The organism is Frisingicoccus sp. (assembly GCF_048388605.1).
Lineage (GTDB): Bacteria > Bacillota > Clostridia > Lachnospirales > Lachnospiraceae > Frisingicoccus.
Genome location: NZ_DBGCTU010000038.1, coordinates 1 through 17,403, shown reverse-complemented (window position 1 = coordinate 17,403; position 17,403 = coordinate 1). Strand labels below are relative to the sequence as shown.

Here is a 17,403-nt window from a genome sequence, read left to right as displayed (position 1 = left end):
ATCTTCAGCCAAAAGTTCACTTCAGGGTTCTATGAATAGTCCAAAAGATGTATTTTTTACTCCCTTAAATTATCAAAAAATATTGTCTTATATGGTCATATTATGCTAAAATTAATTCCGGGAGATGGTATTATGATGAAATTAAATGATAATGATTGGAATTTTATTAATGATTTAATTTTTAAAATTAACAGTATCACAGATTTAAATGAAATGCGCTATACTTTTTTGGATTTGATTCGTCTTCTGATTCCATGCGATAAACTGACATTTTTTCTTTCTACGCCGGAACATTATATGCATTCTGCCATTCAGATCGGCTTGTCGGATGAGAGAATGCATGCCTATGAAAACGAACTTTGCAACTCGGATTATAAGAAATGGATTTTTATGACTAATCAGAATAAAGCCTATCGAATGACTGATCTTTTTGCGCCCGGCGTCCGCGAATCCCAGGATTACTATCAAAAGGCTTATCTTCCCTTCGGTATTCATTATGAAGCTATCCTGTCCCTCGCCTACAACAATCGATTTGTTGGTGTTGTTTCTCTTTACCGCCCGCGGACAATGGAAGATTTCACAGACAGAGAAATCTATATACTTGAAATATTAAAAAAGCATCTTTCTTTTCGCCTGTATCGAGAACTCAATGCTGAAGATTCCTATCCTGATATTCGATACAACCGCAAGGCAGAAGCATTGAGCAGTCGGTTTCACCTCACTCCAAGAGAGACCGAAGTACTCCGCCTGATAGCACAGGGGACTCAAAACGCCTGTATATGCGAAAACCTTTTTATTTCTGCCAGTACTTTAAAGAAACATACGAACAGTATCTATAAAAAGCTTCATGTTAATAGTAAAATAGAACTGTTAAATCTGATTTCCAGAATTTAACAGTCCTATTTTCTTAATTACATATTCGATAATTTTTAATGGAATTGAATAAAATCAAGGCCCTTTTCTTTTGCTGCGCCTTCCGTGCGCGCGCACATATAGGCATTATAAAAATGACTGGCATTTTCTATACCTTATCGCGCGGAGCTTGACGCAGCGCGCCCATGCGAAGCATCTGACATACGGGATGCCCGAAAGGGTATACATTACTGCAAGCACCTTCTCATATTCCTTCCCATATATCCTACCGCAACAAGTCCAACAAAGTATATTCACCCTTCTGAACTTTCGACATCTCATGATACTTTTTTATCGCCGCTACAAGAACGGTTGGATCACTAAAATAGCCCTTCACAAAATCATATGACTTTACTTCTGTCATTTTCAGATCCTCTTTGCAAAAACCACTCGGCTTCTTTCCGGATTTTTTAAATTCCTTGTATTTATCTTCATTAAAGATAATCAACATCTCAATCTCCGGTGCCGTAATTACATTTATAACATCCACCTTACTGGCATATGCTTTACTTAGCTTAAAGTTTTCACGCCTTGAATCAAGAATCCTTATTACAGAAATCTTATCCACAAATCCTTTTCTCAAATACTTTTCTTCAAATTTCTTGCCTTCTCTGCAGCGAATCACTTCCTCCTCAATCATCTCTTCTCTGGAAAAGATTAGAAGGTTATGATCCAGGAGTATATCCATGATAGCATTTTCAGCTGAACCCTCACAGATACACGCCTTATATCTTGCTAATTCCATAGGCACCTCCTAAACAAGAGCTGCAGCAATACTTTTCTTTAGCTGCATGTATGCCTCGTATGTTGGAGTCGTACCTTCAAGGAAACCGCTTTGATATGCATCGCTCTTTTTAATATCATTTCTTTTCAGTATATTCGACAGATTCTCTACCGTAATGCCATTACAGTTTCTGGTAATGAATATGCTGTCATTACGATCATACTCATCCAACAGTTCCGGATAATGTGTTGAGAAAATAAGTGTGCCTCCATTTTTATTCAACTTGCTATCCATAAAGAAACGCATCAGTGTTGTAACAATTTCCTTATTGAAATGGTTTTCCACTTCATCTACAACAATATAGCCACCACTTTGTAATACTTCTTGTGCCAAAGTGAAGGTTATCATACCTTTAACGGTACCCGAAGAAAGATAATTATTGAGTTCCACCGGATGATTAAGAATAATTTCTTCTTTTCCTTTGAACTTTAAATAAATAATCTGCTTCTTGTCTTTCTCGTCAAAATGCAGGCTCTCAATTGTAGGATCAAGAAATGTAATTACCTCTGCAGGGATATCCTCGGAAAGCGGAAGAACATTTATATTGGTAAACTTAAGAAGATTAACAATATGAACCTGCTCTTTCATCTTCTTATTCCTTGCAATCATAATACTTACATCATCGGACAAAAACTCTTCCTGACTACTTCTAATAATTGCCGGCTCTCTTCCATCAAAATCCAGCATCGCCTTACGAGTCGTTACCTCGCCAGTATTCTTAGTCCATAAGGTTTCTGCAATAATACTGTAGCTTGTTCCCTCTGATTTGCTCTTCTTAGCCGCAATAATCGTTTCCAATCGGCAAACCTCATTCGCCTTTCTGGAAAAGAAATAAATATTCAACTTAACTTCTTTTGAATCTCCCAAAATATCCCTGGTTTCAATATGATTGATTGGCTCATTATTAAGCAATTCCAAAACAAGCAAAATCACCTTCAATACAGAGGTCTTTCCTGAAGCATTGATTCCAATAAATCCATTTGCTGAATTCAGATAAATATTTGAAAATAATGAGGACAAGATACTTTTATGTTCTTCTGCCACCCTCTGTTGTGCATAAAAGCTCAAATCCAGTTTTTCCTTGAAAAGCGGTAATCCTTCCGCTGTAATACGAAGAAGTTTCATAATTGCCTCCAAATTTATAAACACATTTCCTGTTTTTATTTTCTACTTAGAAATAGTCTACCACTTGTTTTCGAATTTATCAACATGTTTTCTGTTTTTATTTTTTGAAATTGTTTTGCACACCACCATCTACCAATTCACAATGGACACCCCTGCCTTCGGCTATATCCTTCCCGCTACCGGGCAGATTCCGGACTTGCACCGGTTAGAAATGTGCGCCGCCCGGCGCACCCACATAAAAATACCGTCGCACCCATGATCAATACAATCACGGATGCGGCGGCATTTTCTATACCTTATCGCGCGGAGCTTGACGCAGCGCGCCCATGCGAAGCATCTGACATACGGGATGCCCGAAAGGGTATACATTACACAAAATAATAAATCTATCTTTCCTCCCGGAAATAGGATACACCCAAATGGGCCGGAGGCTGTGTCTCCTTGCTTTCCCGGATACTGATAAGAATCAGCACAATGATGGTCACCGCATATGGGAGCATCTTAAACAATTCCTGGTCGCTCATTCCAAGATTTGGAATATAGTTATAGATGATAAAAAGACCACCGAATAAAATAGATCCCAGGACACTCAGATTCGGCCGCCAAAGAGCAAAAATAACAAGGGCAATGGCGAGCCATCCACGGTCGCCAAAACCGTCATTTGACCACACGCCGCAGGCATAATCCATAACATAGTATAAACCGCCCAGGCCGGCAATAATACTGCCGATACAGGTTGCAACGTATTTATAACGATTGACATTAATGCCCGCCGCATCCGCTGTTGCCGGGTTCTCTCCCACAGCTCTGAGGTGAAGTCCCACCCGGGTTCTGCTCAAAACAAAAGAGGTGACCAAAGCCAGCACGATAGCCACATAAGCCAGAAAACTATAGGAAAAAAGCACCTGGCCGACGGATCCGAACTTCCCCGCAAAAGGCAGAGTCTTCCGGAAGAAATTACTTGTGGCCGTCAAACTGATGGACGGCATATCGCTTTTTACGAGTTTAATCAATGAACCCCCGAAAAAGTTTCCAAAACCTGTACCAAAGGTAGTGAGCGCAAGACCTGTCACATTCTGATTAGCCCGAAGAGTTACCGTCAGAAGGGAATAGATCAACCCCATGCAGAGGGAACCGAGCATACAGGTCAAAAGGGGAATGATGACCGCCAGAAACGGATTCATTGCCGAAGCATCCGCCACAGACTGTTCATACATAAATGCCCCGATAACACCGCTGATACCGCCGACATACATGATTCCCGGAATACCCAGATTCAGATTCCCGGATTTTTCTGTAATGATCTCTCCGGTGGAACCGAACAGAAGCGGAATTCCCTGAACAACGGCACGTTGAATAAAGGATGCAATCATGATTTATTCTCCCCTTTCTTAGAACTGTGAACTTTAATTGTATAGTTAATAAAAAACTCACTTCCGATAATAAAGAAAATGATTATGCCTGTAAGAATGTCCGAGAAGGAACTGTTCAGTCCGAAGGTTGTCGATATCTCAATGGCGCCTTTCTGCAGGAAAACGATCAGAAAAGAGGTCAAAATCATATACAGCGGATTAAATTTTGCAAGCCATGAAACCATGATGGCTGTAAATCCGCGGCCGGCCGCCGTATCTCTTGTAATTGTATGATCGGTTCCGCTGACTAATAAAAGTCCGGCAATACCGCAGATCATACCGGAAAGAATCATTGTACGGATAATAACCTTCTTTACGTCAATTCCAACATAGCGGGCCGTATTTTCACTTTCACCGACAACAGCGATTTCATAGCCATGTTTACTGCTGCGGAGATAAACATACATAAACACAGTCAGAGCTGCCACAACGAGAATATTCAGCAGATAATCATAACCTCCAAGAGACGGCATCCATCCGCTGCGGGTGGACTGATTAATAACGCCAATCTGCCCGGAACCCTTAGGAACCGACCAGATATAGGTGAAATAGGACACCAGCTGGATGGCAATGTAATTCATCATCAACGTAAACAATGTCTCATTTGTTTTCCAGTTTGCCCGGAAAAATGCCGGGATCACTGCCCAGACAGCACCGGCCAGACAACTGGTAACAATCATCAGGGCATACAAAGCAACGCTCGGCAGCTTATTGCCGAACAAAATCATACAGGCTGCCGTGGCAAGACCGCCAACCAGTACCTGTCCCTCGGCGCCGATATTCCAGAAGCGCATCTTAAATGCCGGGGTTACAGCAAGCGACACGCACAAAAGCATGGCAACATTCTGAACCAGACTCCACGTTCTCCGCTTTGTTCCAAAAGCGCCGTCAAACATCTTCACATAGACACTGATCGGATTTTCCCCGGTAAGAACCACCGTCACCAATGCACATACGATCAGGGCCACCGCTACCGCGCAAATACGGATCAGCCAGGATTTCCACCATACAAGGTCATCCCGCTTGGCGATATGAAACTTCGGCTCATGTTTCTTTTTACTGTTCATGCGCTTTCCCTCCATCTGCTTTTGTCATCAGTAAACCAATCTGCTCTTTTGTTGCTGTACGTCCATCAACAATTCCCGTGATTCTGCCGGAACCGATAACCATGATCCGATCGCAGAGTTCCAATAATACATCCAGATCTTCCCCGACAAAAATCACGGCAACTCCTGCCTTTTTCTGCTGATTTAACAGATTGTAAATAAGATATGAGGAATTAATATCCAACCCCCGAACCGGATAGGCTGCCATCAGTACCGTCGGCGACGCGGCAATCTCCCGTCCGACAAGCACCTTCTGCACATTACCTCCCGACAGTCGGCGTACCGGCGTGCTGACACTCGGCGTTACAACATCCAGCTGCTCAATGATATGCTCCGCCAGATCCTTCGGCGGCTTTCTCTTAACAAATACGGATTTGCCGTTACGATAGCTCCGAAGCATCATATTATCCGTAATATCCATATTTCCGACAAGGCCCATGCCGAGACGGTCCTCCGGAACAAACGAAAGACGCACACCCATATCCCGGATCTGCAGAGGCGTCTTATCCCTCAAATTACATTTCTCACCGTTTTTCGGATCGTAATAAAAAATTTCACCGCTCTGGAGCCCCTGAAGTCCGGCGATGGCTTCCAGCAATTCTCTCTGGCCGCTTCCCGCAATACCGGCAATGCCGAGAATTTCCCCGGAATTCACCTCAAAGGACACATCCTTTAAGATCTGCACTCCATGTTCCCTGCAGTTGACATTGCGGACCTCCAAACGTTTTACCGTATTCACCGGCTCGCTGCGCTCAATATTCAAAGAAACCTTCTTGCCAACCATCATTTCAGTCAGTTGTGCTTCATCGGTTTCCGCCGTCATTACCGTGCCGATATACTCGCCCTTACGCAAAACAGCCACCCGGTCAGACAGGGAAAGGACCTCATGAAGCTTATGGGTGATGATAACAATAGCTTTGCCGTCTGCACGCATACGGCGCAGTATTTCAAACAGATTCTGGGTCTCCTGCGGAGTTAATACCGCCGTCGGCTCATCCAGGATCAGAATATCGGCCCCGCGGTACAATACTTTGATAATTTCCACCATCTGCTTTTCGGAAACAGACATTTCATATATCTTTTTCATCGGATCCAGATGAAATCCGTACTGTTCGCTGATCTCAAGAATCCTTTTGGCTGAACGGCGGATATTATAACCGCCCTCTTCCTCAAAGCCCAGGACAATATTCTCGGCAGCCGTAAAAATATCCACCAGCTTAAAATGCTGATGAATCATACCTATTTTATAATCAAAGGCATCCTTCGGGGATGCGATGACCGCTTCTTTGCCGTCAATAAAAATCTGTCCTTCATCCGGGAAATAAATACCTGAGATCATATTCATCAGGGTCGTCTTGCCGCTGCCGTTTTCTCCGAGTATGGAAAGGATTTCGCCGCGGTTCACACGAAGACTGATATTTTTATTCGCAACAACCTTTCCAAAGGTTTTAGTGATGTTGCGCAATTCAATAGCCGCGTTTTTTTGTTCCTCCATAATTCCTCCTGTATACCATAAAAAACATACGGGCGGGACAGTTTATGCCCCGCCCGGTTGGATGAAATTTCAAATTAGAACATCTCATTCAGAGTTGTAATTCCGTCGATACGAAGGTCAAAATACGGTGCGGACCGCATCTCGGACTCATGGAAATATCCATCGGAAATTACTTCTGTATCCGGCGTATAGTCTGCATCGGTATCAACATCAGCCATATAGGAATCCAGATTCTTTCCATCAACTGTAAATGTTGTTGTATCAAATACATGAACTTCACCGGAAATTAATTTCGCCTTAACTTCTTCAATCGCTTCTGCTGTGCCTTCAGCTGCGGCAGCTTCATTGATTTCAGATAATGCAACGGAACCTTCTTCAAATCCTGCACACCAGTCAGCATCGATCGCTTCGCCGTTGGCAACGCAGTTTACAATATATTCAAAGTAAGGAGTCCAGTCAACCTTCGAAGATATGATAAATGTATTCGGGCAGGCAGCTACTGTACTTCCGTTGTAGGATACATTCGGAACACCGGCGGTTTCACAGGCTGTAGGTGCACCCATGGAATCTGCATGCTGGCTGATCAATTTACATCCGCCGTTGATCAGAGTATTTGCTGCTTCTTTTTCAGCTGTCTCATCATACCAGCTTCCCGTAAACTGTACATCCATTGTAACGGTTGGGCATACGGATTTAGCGCCAAGATAGAAGGATGTATATCCGGAAATAACCTCAGCATATGTGTAAGCGCCAACATAACCCATTTTTGCTTCTTCCTCTGTAAATTCGCCTGCAGCGATCATTTCATTTAATTTCATGCCTGCGGCAACACCTGCGAGGTAACGGCCTTCATAGATTGATGCGAAAGCATTGTGGAAGTTAGCCAGACCTGCTGTGTGAGCGGTTGTTCCTGTTGCATGGCAGAACTGTACTTCCGGGAATTCTGCTGCTGCCTGTGCAATGTACTGTTCATGTCCAAAGCTGTCGGCAAACACGATATTACATCCGCGGTCAGCCAGATCCGCTGCGGCTTCATAACATTCGCTGCTTTCAGGAATATTGGTTTTAAAGATAACCTGCTCATCAGAAAGACCAAGAGCTTCCTTTGCGGCATTGGCAGCATCGATGAAGTTCTTATCATAAGTAGAATTCTCATCATGAAGGAAGATAAAGCCAATCTTGATATCCGCCATATCTACCTTAGCGCCTGCTGCTTCTTCACCTTCAGCCCCTGTCTCGGCTGTTGTCTCAGCTGTAGTTTCTTTTGCAGATGTTTCTTCTTTTTTGGAAGAACATCCTGTGAGTACACTCATGGACAATACCGTTGTTACGGCCAGTGCAAGTGCAAGAAACTTTTTCAATTTCATTTTTCATACCTCCGTTTTGAATGAATTGTTATTTTGTTTCATTGTCAAAAAATACGTATTTATGGTAGCATAACGCCCGACTAAAGTCAACAAAATTTGCCGCCGAACGCGTAAAAATAAACGTGCAAAAGTAAACCGCTGCATCAACGGTTTTATAAATCGCAGATGCAGCGGCTTTGACAAATCCATTCTCAGTCAACTTTTGGGAGGCCGGCAAAACCAACCGCCAGATCTTCATCTGTCGGGATATAATCGCTCATCTCACCATTGTTGAATTTTTCATAAGCAACCAGATCAAAATATCCTGTGCCTGTCAATCCGAATACGATCGTTTTTTCCTCGCCGGTTTCTTTACATTTCATAGCCTCGTCGATGGCCACTTTAATGGCATGACTGCTCTCCGGAGCCGGAAGAATACCTTCGATCCGCGCGAACTTAGTGGCTGCCTCGAATACGGATGTCTGCTCAACAGAAACAGCTTCCATTAATTTATCATGATATAACTGGGAAAGAATAGAACTCATTCCATGATATCTGAGACCGCCGGCATGATTCGCGGACGGAATAAAGCCGCTGCCCAGAGTGTACATTTTTGCCAGCGGACAAACCATTCCCGTGTCACAGAAATCATAGGCAAATTTACCCCGGGTAAAACTTGGGCAGCTGGCCGGTTCCACCGCAATAAACCGGTAGTCATTCTCACCCCGGAGCTTTTCACCCATAAACGGAGAAATCAATCCGCCCAGATTGGAACCGCCGCCGGCACAGCCGATGATAATGTCCGGATGAATACCATATTTATCCAATGCGGCCTTTGTTTCCAGGCCGATAACAGACTGATGCAAAAGCACCTGGTTCAAAACCGAACCGAGAACATAGCGATAACCTTCATGGCTTGTCGCGTCCTCCACCGCTTCCGAAATGGCGCAGCCAAGACTTCCCGTTGTTCCCGGATGTTCTGCCAGGATCTTACGTCCCACATTTGTAGTCTCTGACGGGGACGGCGTTACATTGGCACCGTAAGTCCGCATAACCTCCCGGCGGAACGGTTTCTGCTCATAAGAACATTTGACCATATATACTTTACAATCCAGTCCCAGATAAGCACAGGCCATAGACAGAGCTGTTCCCCACTGTCCGGCGCCGGTTTCCGTTGTTACGCCCTTTAAGCCCTGCTGTTTCGCATAATAAGCCTGGGCGATGGCTGAATTCAGTTTGTGACTTCCGGATGTATTATTTCCTTCAAATTTATAGTAGATCTTCGCCGGCGTATCCAATGCTTTTTCCAGACAGTAGGCCCGAACCAGCGGTGACGGACGGTACATTTTATAAAAATCCAAAATCTCCTGCGGAATATCAAAATAAGCCGTTGTATCGTCCAACTCCTGTTTTACGAGCTCATCACAAAACACGCCGCCCAATTCTTCCGCCGTCATCGGTTGTAATGTCCCCGGATTTAAAAGCGGCGCCGGTTTATTTTTCATATCTGCCCGGACATTGTACCACTGCTTCGGCATCTCATTTTCCTCAAGATAAATTTTGTAAGGGATCTGCTGTTTCTCTGTCATCTTTCTACCTTCCTTTCCTAAATAAAAAAATCCTGTCCTATTAACTCAATAGGACAGGTAAATTTTCCTGCGGTGCCACCTATATTCATTCTCTTTCAAGAATGCTCTCAGCCATGTACCATCATACATGCTCCGCTCTAACGGCCGGATTACCGTCGCCCCTACCATCTGAATATACTCCCCATATACAGATTTCGGTTTGCCCTCACAAGTCCATTCACTTTCACTCATATATTGCGGTTCCACCCATCCGCAACTCTCTGGGAATATGCCGTCAAAGCTACTACTCTTGCTCATCGGTTTTAATTTGAATTTATTATAATGCAGTTAAAAAGTATTGTCAATGAAAAATTTCTCTGTTCTAACATTCAACAATACACCCTGCATTTTTTTCAATCCATCTTCCTGATAAACCTCTATTTTTCGTAAAAAACCCTTTTGGCTGTATTTTGACCACTTTAAATACATTTCAAGATAATTATTTTTTATAAAAATTTGAATCTTTCTTATTTCTCTGTCATTTAACAGACCGCGATTTTGGAGTACGCTATCACCGTTTTCTTTTACAAAAAACTTTGCCGACCCCGCTTCTGTCAGCTTTCTATCGCTTGCATGTACATGCATACATTCAATCGTACAAAAAGAGGTAAAATAGAGATAATAGCCTTCAATCTTATATTCATAGTACTTAGGCATGCTAATCCTCCAACAACTCTTTATTTTTATCCCAATATCTCTTTACAACCTGAATTTCTATGTCATCCATACTTGTTTCCAGTACATCCCCTGTTTTATCGATCATAACCGCCTTTTCTGGGTTATTTAAATTCAAAACCTTAATAAAATCAGCCTCTTTTGTAAATGCATAGCCATTAATAATCATATCCGCCCTATCAGCTACCTCTATTACGTCAATCATAAGAAATCCTCACTTTCTCTATTGGATTCAAAAAGCTATCTGCATCAAAATAAAGTCCTTCCAAAATAGGGTGCAAATCTATATATTCCTCTTCCGCCTCTGCATTATGACTATATTTTGCCATAACTACTAAATATCCATGATCCCATTCCTTTATTTGTGTGTATCTTTCTAATGAATACGGAGCCTTAAACCGGATTACGTAACTTCCATATTTAAAAATGGTATAACGCTCATCATTCGTTAAGATTGCTTCATTTTCCATCATACAGCGTCCCTTCTAAAAAAATACTTATACCTCTTTCAGCATAAGTTTCCGAATGTAAGCTTTCGCCACACTCTAAATTCCAGTCCATCTCTTACATATGAAATAATTATATCATGGATTTGTAATAAATTCCACTGCAGCGCAACTGCACATCAAACAATCCTACACCAGCGCATCGCCCCGCTCCGCCACCAGACGGTATCCAACGGAAGCCACCCTCCGTTCCAGGCAGCCCCGACATTCCGCCGCTTCCTCACCGGTGCATATTTTATTATCGTATAAATCATACTGTCTCCGGTTTTTTACCGGGGAAAGGTTTGGCATCACCACATTGGCCCCGGCCTCCAGTCCTTTTTCACGTCCCCTTGGGTCCATTGTTCCGAGAGCCGTGGTGGCCGGAAGCAGCGCCTTTGGAAGAAGGATACGAATCACTGACAGAAGAAACAGTGTCAGTTCCACACTTCCGGCGGCTTCATTGGCAAATTTTGTCTCATGATGGGGAATAAACGGCCCGATGCCCACCATCTGGGGCTGAAGTTCTTTTAGAAAAACCAGATCTTCTGCCAGATGTTCTGTCTTCTGTCCCGGAGAGCCGACCATAAAACCGGCGCCCACCTGATATCCGAGAGACTTTAAATCATAGAGGCACTGTTTCCGATGGGACAGCAGCATTTCCGCCGGATGAAGCTGTTGGTAAAGCTCATCGCTGGCCGTTTCGTGCCGGAGCAGATATCGGTTTGCCCCCGCCTCTTTAAACAACTTATAACTCTCATAGGATTTTTCCCCAATGGAAAGGGTGATCGCGCAGTCCGGATAGGCCCGGCGAATGGAGCGAATAATCTCCGCCATCCGTTCATCCGTATAATAGGGATCCTCGCCGCCCTGCAGCACAAAAGTCCGAAAGCCCAGGGCATATCCCTTTTCACAGCAGTCCAGAATTTCTTCCCGGCTCAGCCGATATCGCTCAGCATGAACGTTTCCCCGGCGGATACCACAATAATAACAATTATTTTTGCAATAATTCGTAAATTCAATCAGTCCGCGGGTATAAACCTTATCGCCGTAATACTGCTTACGCAGCTTCACAGCCGCTTCCCTCAGACTTTTCGCCGTTTCCGGATTTTTCCAATTCTCCAGAAGATCTATATATTCTTCCCGTGAAAGTTCATGATTTTGAATCAGTTTTCCTGCAACATCCATACAAAACTCCTATTTATCCCGCAAATTCGGATTATTTTTATCCATCATATCATAATCATCCAGAAAATTATAGGTCATACTGCCTTTATGATAGCCAATCACCGTTTTTAAATTAATATTATGAACACTCTTAAAAATATTTTTGTCAATAACATCGCTTTTTTTGCGGAATTCAGCAATCAGCTCCTTCATTTCATCCCGTTTAGAACCCTGTTCGCCGCCGCAGCTTAAACAGTTTTCCGTGAATCGACAGGCACACTGGATAAAATGGAGCCGGTTATAATCTCTCCAGGCTTTGATATCCGCCTCTCTCACCATGTACATCGGCCGAATCAGTTCCATCCCCTCAAAGTTCTGACTGTGAAGCTTCGGCATTATCGTCTCAATCTTGCCGCTGTAAAGCATCCCCATTAAAATCGTCTCAACCACATCATCAAAATGATGGCCCAGGGCAATTTTATTACATCCCAATTTTTTTGCATGGGAATAGAGATATCCCCGCCGCATCCGCGCGCAGAGATAACATGGATTTTTGTCAATCGCCGCCACCGTATCAAAAATATCACTCTCAAATACAGTCAAAGGAATCCCCAGAAGCTTTGCATTATCCTGAATAATTTTCCAGTTATCTGCATTATAACCCGGATTCATGACAAGAAACACCAGTTCAAAATGTACTTTGCCATGTTTCTGGAGTTCCTGAAGAAGCTTTGCCATGAGCATTGAATCCTTGCCGCCGGAAATACAGGCCGCAATCCGATCGCCCTCCTGAATCAGTTCATAATCGTGAACTGCCTTCGTAAACCTGCGCCAGATCGACTTCCTGTAGGTTGTAATGATACTCCGCTCAATCTCCGAGGTCTTTCGGGCCGCCGCCGGTTTTTCTTCCAGAAAATGACTGAGCTGATAACGCAAAAAAGCCCGATAACCGCCGGAAACATTGATGGCCGGATATCCTTCTTTTTCCAGCTCGTTTACAAGTTCCCTGCTCCGTTCACCGGTATGACACATAATATACAGGGGTTCCGATAACTCATGCCCCCTCAGTCTCCGGCAGACCTCATCCTTCGGAATATGAATCGCATGAGGTATAGTGCCCCGGCGATAATCCTCATCTGTCCGTATATCAACAATAGTGACAGTGCCGCTGTCCAACTTTAACAGATCTTCTATTTCTATTGATTCCATACTCTCCTCCGCTGTCTTCATGATATTTCGATAGCATCCCGCCCCGGATCTTCTTTTATTTTGCCAGTTCTAACATTTTTTGTAAAGGCCGTTCTGCCTTTTTGCGAAGTTCTTCTTCCAATTCCACCTCCGGTTCCAACGACTGTAAAGCCGTAAGAACACTCTCCAGGTGAATCCGTTTCATATTCGGACAGAATTGACGATGCCCCACCGAATAAAATTTCTTATCCGGATTTTTCATCAGAAGCTCATAAAAAATGCCCATCTCGGTACAGATTAAAAAAACTTTATCATCAGAATTTGTGGCATAGTCGATGATCTGGGAGGTGCTTCCGATAAAATCTGCCAGTTCCAGCACATCTTCTGTACACTCCGGGTGAGCAAGTACCAGTGCCTCAGGATGTACTTCCTTTGCTTTTAACACTTCTTCCCTATGTATACTCTTATGAACATGGCAAAAACCATCATGGAAGATAAACTGCTTTTCCGGAAGTTGTTTTGCCACATAACGCCCCAGATTATTATCCGGTATAAAAAATATTTTCTTATTCGGAAGCTTCCGTACAATTTTTACCGCATTGGAAGAGGTCACACAAACATCCGATTCCGACTTAATTTCCGCAGTCGAATTCACATAGCAGACAACCGCTGCATCCGGATGTTCCCTGCGGACTTCCCGAATACGTTCCAAATCCACCATATGGGCCATCGGACAGTCCGCATACCTGTCAGCCATAATGACCCTTTTGCCGGGATTTAAAATCTTTGCACTCTCACCCATAAAAGAAACACCGCAAAAGATAATCACGCTCTGGGGAACTTTCGCAGCCAGCTCGGCCAGATAATAAGAATCTCCTACATAATCGGCAATTTCCTGTACTTTTCCATCTACATAATAATGGGCAAGAATCACCGCATCCTTTTCTTCTTTTAACTGTCTGATCGACGTTGCAATCTCATCACTCATGTTTTTGCCTCCCCAATTCTCTTCTGATATTTTTTCCTACATATTAATTCCTACATATTAAATAGGATTTTATCATTCTCTCATCTGCATCATCCAAATCAAAACCCATTTTTTTCACGCCTTTTTATATACAAATCCCATCTGTTTACTATGTATTATAGTGTTATTTTCCAGCTGCGTCAATCCCCCAGCTGGATTTTATTGTAAAGACTGAATGGCTGAAACAAAATCTTCAATTAAATCTTCCGCATCTTCAATCCCCACACTCACTCGAATGGTATCTTCATATACACCGGCCGCCTCCCTCTGAGCCTCCGTACTATGAACATAAATTGTGGATGCAGGATGAATTACAAGTGTTCTTATATCTCCAATATTTGTCGCATTTAAAGTATATCTCAATCGATTCATTAACTTGTAGGCCCTATCCTTTGAACCCGGCCGCAATGTCAGGATGCCGCCGCCAAAACCATTAAACTGTTGTCGTGCCAAAGCCTCATATGGATTTCCCGGGAGCAGCGGATAATTGACCGAAATACCGTCAAGAGTATTCACTGCCAGGGCCAATTGACGGGCATTGCTGCAGATGGTCTTCATGCGCAGGCCAAGCGTTTCCATACCGATAATATTTAAAAAAGCATTCATCGGCGCCAGACAGCCTCCCATATTCCTCCAAATGTCATTTCTCAGCCTGGCCAGATAAGCAAACGGTCCAAACTTCTTATATTTTTCCAGCCCGGGATATCTGCTTACATCCCATTTAAACCGACCGCTGTCAACAATCACACCGCTGATGGAATTTCCGCCGCCGTTAATGTACTTGGATGAAGAATGAATGACAATGTCGGCTCCACAGGCAATCGGCTGAAACAAATAAGGGGTAGCTGTTGTACTGTCCGCTATGAATGGAATTCCCCTGTCATGCAAAAATTCCGAAACCGCCCGGACATCGATAATATCCAGCCCCGGATTACCGATGACCTCGCCGAAAACTGCCTTCGTTTTTTCCGTGATCAGCGGTTCAATTTCCTCCACCGTGATATGGCGGACAAATTTTGTGCGGATACCCAGAGCCTCGAAATTTCCAAACAGATCAATAGTCCCGCCGAACAAGCCGCTGCCTGCTATGATCTCATCGCCCGCACCCAAAATGTTTAAAAGCGCAGCCGTCACAGCCGCCATACCTGATGCGCATGCTACCGCGCCAATCCCTTTTTCCAGGTCGTTCACCCGGCGTTCAAACTCCGCCACCACGGGATTTCCGATACGGGTATAAGCATACCCCGGCGCTTTATTATCGAATATCTTCTCCAACTCTTCCGCTGTTTCATAGGCAAATGCACTGACCTGGGAAATCGGAGGTATCGTCGCCCCATCCGGATATTTACCTACGCCCTTTCCATGTAATAATTGTGTATTAAATTTCATTTCCTGCACCTCACATTTGATCACAGAAAATGCCCTGACAGCCATCTGAAATGAACCGCAGGACATCCTGTATATAAATTATATGAACTGAATTTCTTCTATGGATACCCGTCCTTTTTTTATCTCAAAAGCATTTAACACCGGTTGATGACGATTCATAAGAGAAAGTATCAGATACCGGATTTTCGGATCATAAGCCAGCCTTTTATCTTCTTCGGAAGGTCTGGACGGAGACTCCGGGTGGGAATGAAAATTTCCGATCATCTGAAGTCCCTCTCTTCGCATATCTTTTATGGCCTCAAACTGCTCCTTCGGGTCCATCGAAAAATGCTCTCTGCTTGCATCCACATTTGTTAAATAATATATTTTCTTTACTATCTTTATATCACCGTCAATCAAACCGCCCAGAAGACCGCACACTTCATTTGGCAGCCCCTGTTCGGCATAGGAGATCATATTCAGATAGTCTCGTCTCTTAATAAACAGCATGATATCTAACCTCACAAATCACAGACAGCCTGTTCATAATCGATCAATTCGGTAATTGTCGGATGATCGCCGCAAACGGCACATGTCGATACCTTTTTAGGAAGGGGAACCGTACGGAATTCCATTTTAAGCGCATCATAGGTCAGAAGTTTCCCGACAAGCAGTTCACCCACACCAAGTATATACTTTATGGCTTCCATTGCCTGAAGGCTTCCGATCACACCGCCCATGGCGCCGATGACCCCGGCCTGTTTGCAGGTCGGCACCGCATCCTTCGGAGGAGGAGACTGAAAAATACATCGATAACACGGCCCCTGCCCGGGCACATAAGTCATCAGCTGTCCTTTAAAGCGGATGATCCCTGCATGGGAAAAAGGTTTTTTCTCCATAACACAGGCATCATTGATCAAAAATTTGGCCGGAAAATTATCCGTACCGTCAATAACAAAATCATAATCCCGAATCAATTCCCTAATATTGTCCGCCATGACATATTTCCGGTAAGTATGCACAATAACATCCGGATTCATCCGTTCCATCGTTTCTTTAGCCGATTCCACTTTTGCCTTTCCCACATCCTCTGTGGCATGGATGATCTGACGCTGAAGATTTGAAAGATCGACTTCATCCGCGTCAGCAATGCCGATGGTCCCCACACCGGCGGCTGCCAGATACATGGCTGCCGGCGCTCCGAGGCCGCCGGCCCCGATAATGAGCACTTTACTGTTCAACAGCTTTTTCTGACCTTTTACGCCAACTTCTTTTAATATGATATGCCTGGAATAACGTTCCAGCTGCCCATCTGTCAATGCCATTTTAACAAACCTCCACCCATGAAATAAATAAATTCCACCGCATCTCCGTCTTTTAACAGGGTTGACCCGAAGGCTGCTTTTTCCACAAATTCGTCATTTAATGACACGGTCACATACTCCGGTGTCTCTACATTTTCAATCTGGATCAGCTCACGGACAGTAATTCCATCCGCAAATGTTTTCTTCTCTCCCGAAACTATAAGATTCATCTAAAGCTCTTCCTTTCTTATCCGGACTTCATCTAGTACATCATCTATTATTTGACTACACTTTTTATTTGTTTTGTGTTATACTCTAATCAGTGCTATCGAAAGGAGTATAACCATGAATACGCCAAAGCCTTTAATACTTACAACCGAA

Annotated in this window: 18 protein-coding genes and 1 other annotated feature; of the genes, 1 reads left to right on the top strand and 17 read right to left on the bottom strand. The window is 43.7% G+C overall.

Annotated elements, in window-relative coordinates; translation table 11 throughout:
- The first annotated feature begins 132 nt into the window (after positions 1-132).
- Positions 133-894, top strand: coding sequence for a LuxR C-terminal-related transcriptional regulator (locus tag ACMN7X_RS09725; protein WP_418747273.1), 762 nt, complete (start codon positions 133-135; stop codon positions 892-894).
- 244 nt (positions 895-1,138) lie between these two features.
- Here the strand turns inward: ACMN7X_RS09725 and ACMN7X_RS09720 are convergent, their stop codons facing one another.
- The 17 genes from ACMN7X_RS09720 to thiS form a co-directional block, all read right to left on the bottom strand.
- Positions 1,139-1,657: a hypothetical protein gene (locus tag ACMN7X_RS09720; protein ID WP_418747272.1), complete on the bottom strand. Its 519-nt coding sequence runs from the start codon at positions 1,655-1,657 to the stop codon at positions 1,139-1,141.
- A 9-nt stretch (positions 1,658-1,666) separates the two neighbouring features.
- Positions 1,667-2,821, bottom strand: coding sequence for an AAA family ATPase (locus ACMN7X_RS09715; RefSeq protein ID WP_418747271.1), 1,155 nt, complete (start codon positions 2,819-2,821; stop codon positions 1,667-1,669).
- A 386-nt stretch (positions 2,822-3,207) separates the two neighbouring features.
- Complete coding sequence (locus ACMN7X_RS09710; protein WP_418747270.1) at positions 3,208-4,194, bottom strand: ABC transporter permease; 987 nt, start codon at positions 4,192-4,194, stop codon at positions 3,208-3,210.
- Positions 4,191-5,300, bottom strand: a complete 1,110-nt coding sequence (locus ACMN7X_RS09705; RefSeq protein WP_418747269.1) for an ABC transporter permease — start codon at positions 5,298-5,300, stop codon at positions 4,191-4,193. The genes ACMN7X_RS09710 and ACMN7X_RS09705 overlap by 4 nt, the downstream gene beginning before the upstream one ends.
- Positions 5,290-6,834 (bottom strand): ABC transporter ATP-binding protein, encoded by a 1,545-nt coding sequence (locus ACMN7X_RS09700; protein ID WP_418747268.1) that lies wholly within the window; start codon positions 6,832-6,834, stop codon positions 5,290-5,292. Before ACMN7X_RS09700 ends, ACMN7X_RS09705 begins: the two co-directional genes overlap by 11 nt.
- Before the next feature lie 74 nt (positions 6,835-6,908).
- Positions 6,909-8,201, bottom strand: coding sequence for a BMP family ABC transporter substrate-binding protein (locus ACMN7X_RS09695; RefSeq protein ID WP_418747267.1), 1,293 nt, complete (start codon positions 8,199-8,201; stop codon positions 6,909-6,911).
- A 191-nt stretch (positions 8,202-8,392) separates the two neighbouring features.
- A complete protein-coding gene (locus ACMN7X_RS09690; RefSeq protein ID WP_418747266.1) occupies positions 8,393-9,769 on the bottom strand; it encodes a TrpB-like pyridoxal phosphate-dependent enzyme in 1,377 nt (458 codons plus the stop codon).
- A 46-nt stretch (positions 9,770-9,815) separates the two neighbouring features.
- Positions 9,816-10,075 (bottom strand) — a binding site (T-box leader).
- A 21-nt stretch (positions 10,076-10,096) separates the two neighbouring features.
- A complete protein-coding gene (locus tag ACMN7X_RS09685; RefSeq protein ID WP_418747265.1) occupies positions 10,097-10,465 on the bottom strand; it encodes a DUF4160 domain-containing protein in 369 nt (122 codons plus the stop codon).
- Between the two features lies 1 nt (position 10,466).
- Positions 10,467-10,688, bottom strand: a complete 222-nt coding sequence (locus ACMN7X_RS09680; RefSeq protein ID WP_418747264.1) for a DUF7723 family protein — start codon at positions 10,686-10,688, stop codon at positions 10,467-10,469.
- Entirely contained in the window at positions 10,681-10,956 is a 276-nt protein-coding gene (locus tag ACMN7X_RS09675; protein WP_418747263.1) for a DUF7724 family protein, read from the bottom strand. The genes ACMN7X_RS09680 and ACMN7X_RS09675 overlap by 8 nt, the downstream gene beginning before the upstream one ends.
- Positions 10,957-11,118: 162 nt before the next feature.
- Positions 11,119-12,156, bottom strand: a complete 1,038-nt coding sequence (hydE, locus tag ACMN7X_RS09670) for a [FeFe] hydrogenase H-cluster radical SAM maturase HydE (protein WP_418747262.1) — start codon at positions 12,154-12,156, stop codon at positions 11,119-11,121.
- A gap of 9 nt (positions 12,157-12,165) precedes the next feature.
- The gene (locus tag ACMN7X_RS09665; RefSeq protein ID WP_418747261.1) at positions 12,166-13,344 is read right to left on the bottom strand and encodes an ATP-binding protein; all 1,179 of its coding nucleotides are present in this window, start codon (positions 13,342-13,344) and stop codon (positions 12,166-12,168) included.
- Positions 13,345-13,399: 55 nt separating this feature from the next.
- Positions 13,400-14,311, bottom strand: a complete 912-nt coding sequence (gene nadA, locus ACMN7X_RS09660; protein ID WP_418747260.1) for a quinolinate synthase NadA — start codon at positions 14,309-14,311, stop codon at positions 13,400-13,402.
- 198 nt (positions 14,312-14,509) lie between these two features.
- Positions 14,510-15,739, bottom strand: coding sequence for an O-acetylhomoserine aminocarboxypropyltransferase/cysteine synthase family protein (locus ACMN7X_RS09655; protein ID WP_418747259.1), 1,230 nt, complete (start codon positions 15,737-15,739; stop codon positions 14,510-14,512).
- Positions 15,740-15,817: 78 nt separating this feature from the next.
- Entirely contained in the window at positions 15,818-16,228 is a 411-nt protein-coding gene (locus ACMN7X_RS09650) for a M67 family metallopeptidase (protein WP_418747258.1), read from the bottom strand.
- Between the two features lie 11 nt (positions 16,229-16,239).
- On the bottom strand, positions 16,240-17,043 hold the full coding sequence (thiF, locus tag ACMN7X_RS09645; protein ID WP_418747257.1) for a thiazole biosynthesis adenylyltransferase ThiF: 804 nt from the start codon (positions 17,041-17,043) through the stop codon (positions 16,240-16,242).
- A complete protein-coding gene (gene thiS / locus ACMN7X_RS09640; RefSeq protein WP_418747256.1) occupies positions 17,034-17,252 on the bottom strand; it encodes a sulfur carrier protein ThiS in 219 nt (72 codons plus the stop codon). The genes thiF and thiS overlap by 10 nt, the downstream gene beginning before the upstream one ends.
- Positions 17,253-17,403: the final 151 nt, after the last annotated feature.

Excerpts from the sequence above, each read along its gene's own strand:
- hydE (WP_418747262.1), bottom strand. The coding sequence starts at position 12,156 with ATGGATGTTGCAGGAAAACTGATTCAAAATCATGAACTTTCACGGGAA.
- ACMN7X_RS09685 (WP_418747265.1), bottom strand. The coding sequence starts at position 10,465 with ATGCCTAAGTACTATGAATATAAGATTGAAGGCTATTATCTCTATTTT.
- nadA (WP_418747260.1), bottom strand. The coding sequence starts at position 14,311 with ATGAGTGATGAGATTGCAACGTCGATCAGACAGTTAAAAGAAGAAAAG.
- ACMN7X_RS09680 (WP_418747264.1), bottom strand. The coding sequence starts at position 10,688 with ATGATTGACGTAATAGAGGTAGCTGATAGGGCGGATATGATTATTAAT.
- thiS (WP_418747256.1), bottom strand. The coding sequence starts at position 17,252 with ATGAATCTTATAGTTTCGGGAGAGAAGAAAACATTTGCGGATGGAATT.
- ACMN7X_RS09665 (WP_418747261.1), bottom strand. The coding sequence starts at position 13,344 with ATGGAATCAATAGAAATAGAAGATCTGTTAAAGTTGGACAGCGGCACT.
- ACMN7X_RS09695 (WP_418747267.1), bottom strand. The coding sequence starts at position 8,201 with ATGAAATTGAAAAAGTTTCTTGCACTTGCACTGGCCGTAACAACGGTA.
- ACMN7X_RS09715 (WP_418747271.1), bottom strand. The coding sequence starts at position 2,821 with ATGAAACTTCTTCGTATTACAGCGGAAGGATTACCGCTTTTCAAGGAA.
- ACMN7X_RS09655 (WP_418747259.1), bottom strand. The coding sequence starts at position 15,739 with ATGAAATTTAATACACAATTATTACATGGAAAGGGCGTAGGTAAATAT.
- ACMN7X_RS09690 (WP_418747266.1), bottom strand. The coding sequence starts at position 9,769 with ATGACAGAGAAACAGCAGATCCCTTACAAAATTTATCTTGAGGAAAAT.
- thiF (WP_418747257.1), bottom strand. The coding sequence starts at position 17,043 with ATGGCATTGACAGATGGGCAGCTGGAACGTTATTCCAGGCATATCATA.
- ACMN7X_RS09720 (WP_418747272.1), bottom strand. The coding sequence starts at position 1,657 with ATGGAATTAGCAAGATATAAGGCGTGTATCTGTGAGGGTTCAGCTGAA.
- ACMN7X_RS09650 (WP_418747258.1), bottom strand. The coding sequence starts at position 16,228 with ATGCTGTTTATTAAGAGACGAGACTATCTGAATATGATCTCCTATGCC.
- ACMN7X_RS09710 (WP_418747270.1), bottom strand. The coding sequence starts at position 4,194 with ATGATTGCATCCTTTATTCAACGTGCCGTTGTTCAGGGAATTCCGCTT.
- ACMN7X_RS09700 (WP_418747268.1), bottom strand. The coding sequence starts at position 6,834 with ATGGAGGAACAAAAAAACGCGGCTATTGAATTGCGCAACATCACTAAA.
- ACMN7X_RS09725 (WP_418747273.1), top strand. The coding sequence starts at position 133 with ATGATGAAATTAAATGATAATGATTGGAATTTTATTAATGATTTAATT.
- ACMN7X_RS09705 (WP_418747269.1), bottom strand. The coding sequence starts at position 5,300 with ATGAACAGTAAAAAGAAACATGAGCCGAAGTTTCATATCGCCAAGCGG.
- ACMN7X_RS09675 (WP_418747263.1), bottom strand. The coding sequence starts at position 10,956 with ATGATGGAAAATGAAGCAATCTTAACGAATGATGAGCGTTATACCATT.